Raw genomic sequence first — 1,072 nt, 5'->3', positions numbered from 1 at the left:
CAAGCATCAACGAGGTCGGCGGGCTCATGCAGGCAACGACCCGCGAGGCAACCGACGCTGCTGCCGCAAGCGAGGAGTCGAGCGCTGCAATCGACCAGATCACCAAAGTTGTTGCAAACGTGAACACCATCGTTGACAAAGTGACAAAAGAAGTCTCGAATTTCAGGGTCTGATGCGGGGGTCGGGTATCATGACAAAAGCATCAGCGGAAACCGGGATTGCAGCACCTGAACCACATGTTCGGGATGTGGCTGCGTCACACGGCATGCACCAGACCGGTATACTCCAGGTAGTGGAGTTCCTGCTCGGGAAGGAGCACTACGCCGTGGACCTGTTCGATGTGCGGGAGGTGGTCGAGTACACCTCCATCACCCAGCTTCCCAACACCCCCACCTACATGAAAGGGATCATCGACCTCCGGGGCGAGATCACCACCATCATCGATTTAAAAGAACGGCTCAACATCATCGACAAGTCCGACCAGCCCATCGAGAGCAGCCGGATCATCGTGCTTGACGAGAAGATCACGAAAGCCAAGACCGGGATCCTGGTCGACGATGTGCTTGCCGTATCCACATTCGAGCGGAACGAGATCGACAACACCTCCGCTTCCAGCGGGCAGGAGGACGCTGCCATCAACGGGATCATCAAGAAGAAGATCAAGGAGAAAGAGCAGGAGCGTCACGAGCTGATCATCTGGATCGATATCCGGCACCTGCTCAGCGATATCGGGGAGGCATGACCCCCCCGGTTAACCGGCTGGTGGATGGATCTGCGTGAAGAACGAAGGGGAGCTGAAGAGATGTCATCGAATACGGAAGTGAAGGATATCGTGTACCATTGCCAGTGCCGGCGGTTCGTTGAAGGGCCGCCCCACGGGCCGTGCTTCTGCAGCGAGTGCGGCCGGGAGTATGCGCCTGACCAGGAATTTGGCTGGACTGGCAGGAGCAGGGCGACAGCATGAATGGCGACGTAACCGGGGGGCCATCATGGTCCTGAATGCAGTTGCGGGATCAATGAAAAAAGAGGTGAGGAACCATGCGGTGCAGGTCCTCTGGCAGTGCTACCATGG

Annotated in this window: 2 protein-coding genes; both read left to right on the top strand. The window is 57.5% G+C overall.

Annotation, left to right across the window (positions count from 1 at the left end; genetic code table 11):
- Positions 1-190: 190 nt before the first annotated feature.
- Entirely contained in the window at positions 191-742 is a 552-nt protein-coding gene (locus CW742_RS14805) for a chemotaxis protein CheW (RefSeq protein ID WP_394339475.1), read from the top strand.
- A 60-nt stretch (positions 743-802) separates the two neighbouring features.
- The gene (locus CW742_RS14800) at positions 803-964 is read left to right on the top strand and encodes a hypothetical protein (RefSeq protein WP_292421707.1); all 162 of its coding nucleotides are present in this window, start codon (positions 803-805) and stop codon (positions 962-964) included.
- Positions 965-1,072: the final 108 nt, after the last annotated feature.

This window comes from Methanoregula sp. (assembly GCF_002835825.1).
Classification (GTDB): Archaea; Halobacteriota; Methanomicrobia; order Methanomicrobiales; family Methanospirillaceae; genus Methanoregula.
The sequence above is the reverse complement of the archived record's forward strand: the minus strand, read 5'-3'. Positions and strand labels throughout refer to the sequence as shown.

Excerpts from the sequence above, each read along its gene's own strand:
- CW742_RS14800 (WP_292421707.1), top strand. The coding sequence starts at position 803 with ATGTCATCGAATACGGAAGTGAAGGATATCGTGTACCATTGCCAGTGC.
- CW742_RS14805 (WP_394339475.1), top strand. The coding sequence starts at position 191 with ATGACAAAAGCATCAGCGGAAACCGGGATTGCAGCACCTGAACCACAT.